This window comes from Chryseobacterium sp. HNCC26DJ241 (assembly GCF_057180505.1).
The window spans coordinates 1-3,113 of the sequence record NZ_JBXUGL010000066.1 but is presented as its reverse complement, the minus strand read 5'-3'; the positions used below and the strand labels follow the sequence as shown (position 1 = coordinate 3,113).

Below are 3,113 nucleotides of genomic sequence, written 5' to 3'. Positions count from 1 at the left end.
CAATACAAGTGCTCTTCCGCAAGGTGTGTATGTGGTGACCGCAACAACCAAAAACAAAAAAGTATCAACTAAAATTGTGAAGAAATAATATTATGAGAAAGATATATTTTATTCTAATTCTGGCTCAGGCTTATATAGCAGTAAAAGGACAGACTAGTGAAGCAGATTTTACACCATCTATTTTTTCTCCTTCACCAAACGTCATGGAAATGAACAGGTATTTGGATCAAACTGTGGATAATTCAACAGGGATACCTTCTATTTCTGTTCCTATATATACCATTCAACAAGGAGACATACAAGTTCCGATCTCTTTAAGCTATTACGCAGGAGGAATCAAAGTAGAGCAGGAAGCAACGAATGTAGGTTTAGGATGGAGCCTTAATGCAGGAGGTGTTGTTTCAAGAGAAATCAGAAATATTATAGATGATTTAGATCCTCCGCATGATTTTGGAGGATATATGTATCAGGTATATAAATTAAAGAATTTTGTAGCATTGGTGCAAAATAATCCTAATGACCCTATCGTCCAGCAGTCTATACAGTATGGACAAGACAAGCAATTTGATCTTGAAGCCGATTTATTTTCCTATGCCCTTCCTACAGCTTCCGGTGGACAGTTTCAGTTTGACCAAGATGATAGGAAATTTTATGAAAATGAAATTACCAACAATAAAATTCAGTATTCTACTGGAGCTTCAGGGAAAATTTACGAATGGATCATAACAGACCCAAAAGGCATTAAGTACTATTTCGGAGAAATAAATGGTAGCGAAAACAGTTATCAAAATCCTGTATATTCTGAAACTAATTTTAGAAATGTGCAGACCCCCGGATATATAACCTCTATTAATGCCGAAGAACCTATAGGTATTGTGTCGTGGTATCTTCGTAAAATTACAGATACCAAAGGCAATGAGATCACTTTTGATTACGCTGTAAATTCTTCGGGAGATATAGAGTATCTCCAGAGAATACCAAAAGTATCCGACAGAGGTTTTAATGTAGTTGGAGGTGGATTTTATTCTATTAATAAAGTTAAAGAAAAAAGAATTTCAAAGATTTCATTTAGGAACGGGTTTGTAGAATTTGTTTATGATACAGCAAGCAGGCAAGATCTTAAAAATTCCAAAAGGCTACAATCTATAAAGGTTTATTCTAGCACTGATGGAACCCCCCAAACTAGTGTTTTAAATAAAATAATTGAGCTGGACAATAACCATTATTTTAATTCTGTTGCTACTAGTGGGCAATCTGTCAATGAGAGTTATTATGATTATACTACCAAAAGATTAAAATTGGAATCGGTAAAATTTAAAATGTCGGATAATCTTCAGCAGATCATGCAATATAAATTTGAATATGATTCTAATCTATTACCTCAAAAATTCTCATATGCACAAGATTATTGGGGTGGTTATAACCATGAAGATAATAATGAAAACTTATTTCCTGAAACAGCATTCATATATTCCAAAAATGGCTCATTGCTTACCTTTAAAAGCAGCTTTGATACAGAAAGAGCAATAAATAAAAACTATGTAACGGCAGGGACATTAAATAAAGTTATTTATCCTACAGGTGGCTACACAAAATATTCTTTTGAACCCAACACAGTTTCGGAGTATGATTATCTACCAACATATATAAATGTTCCTGAATATCTGCATGTTAAAAACATTAAAAACCCCTATAAACTAAATACGTTCCAATTCACAAATAATGGAGGCTTAGATAATAAATGTACCAAGACAACAGAGAATGGGAATAAGGCATATTATGTATGTAAATTCACTATAGGAAATCCCTTGCAATCAAAACCTCACTTGGAATATGACTTCGGATGTCCTAATGGTTCTATTTCTACTCCGGGCGATATATATCCTCCTGCGGATGGGGAAATATATTGCAATTTTCGGGAACCGATTATTATTGATGGTAACGGAAATAACATACTCTACTCTATAACCGCCAATGGTGTTGTAAATGATTCACAGTGGACCACCCTTACACCAGGAGAATATTATGTGAAAATAAAATTCAACGGAACTTTAAGCATACTCGATAATCCTGCTTATAGTACTACCTATTTCAATGTTAATGTTAAGATCAAAGAAGACGAAACACCTTTGATACGTACGGTGGGAGGACTTAGAGTGAATAAAATTCAAAATTTTGATTCCAATAATCAGCTTGTTAGTGAAAAGGAGTATCAATACGAATTTACGGAGGGTAATATCAAATTAAGTACAGGAAAGGGAATCTTACCAAGATTTGGTATGTATGAATCGTTTCCTATACAGAATATAATAGGATATACTACTCCTTTTCCCAACAATGTATTTTATATGTCGGAAGCCAACCTGAACCCTTTTTATACCAACAAAGTTCAATACAGTAAAGTACGGGAAAAAACAAAAAATATCCTGAATAATGAATATACAACAAAAGAATACAATTCCTTAAACCCGCTTGCAATGAGTTACAGTAATACTTATGATCAGGAAAATTTTTTCAATCGTTATTTTGAAAAAACCGATATCTCCTGGTACAATAAACCCGTATATGAAGAATATAAAGACAATGCAAATACTACTGTTTTAGAAAAAACCTATACCAATTCTCCTATTATTATTACCGGTAGGGCAAAAGGATTTTATACGGGAATCAGGCAAACTAATTTAGCACTTCAGGTGAGTTCAAGCATTCATTTGTCAAAAACCAAATGGAATTTGCATCATCATGCTATTTCATCCTATTCCGTTCCAACCCAAGTTGTAACTACTGAATATTTTACCAATGGAGATGCAACTACACGACAGAACTATACCTATTCTCCGAATAACCCACTTTTAGTATATTCTGAAACTACCACAGCTCCGGATAATGCCATTTCCGAGACCACCTACAAATACGCTTCGGAAGTTGGAGACACCAATTTATTAGCGGCCAATATGGTGGGTATTCCATTGGAAACAGAAACCGTTGAAAACGGAAAAACCGTTTCAAAAGCCAAAACAGTGTATGATAAAACGGCGGCTACTTCCAACCTTCTTCTTCCAGTTTCGGTGCTGAGTTACAATCTGGACAATGCAACAACATCCGACAAGCAG

The 3,113-nt window shown here is 34.5% G+C and carries 1 protein-coding gene and 1 pseudogene; both read left to right on the top strand.

Going from position 1 to position 3,113, the window contains the following annotated elements; genetic code table 11:
• Positions 1 to 88: T9SS type A sorting domain-containing protein (locus tag AC2A1C_RS15700; RefSeq protein ID WP_484026873.1), on the top strand; the 88-nt coding region annotated here is incomplete at its 5' end.
• Between the two features lie 4 nt (positions 89 to 92).
• Positions 93 to 3,113: pseudogene (locus AC2A1C_RS15695) on the top strand (hypothetical protein); the annotation flags it as partial.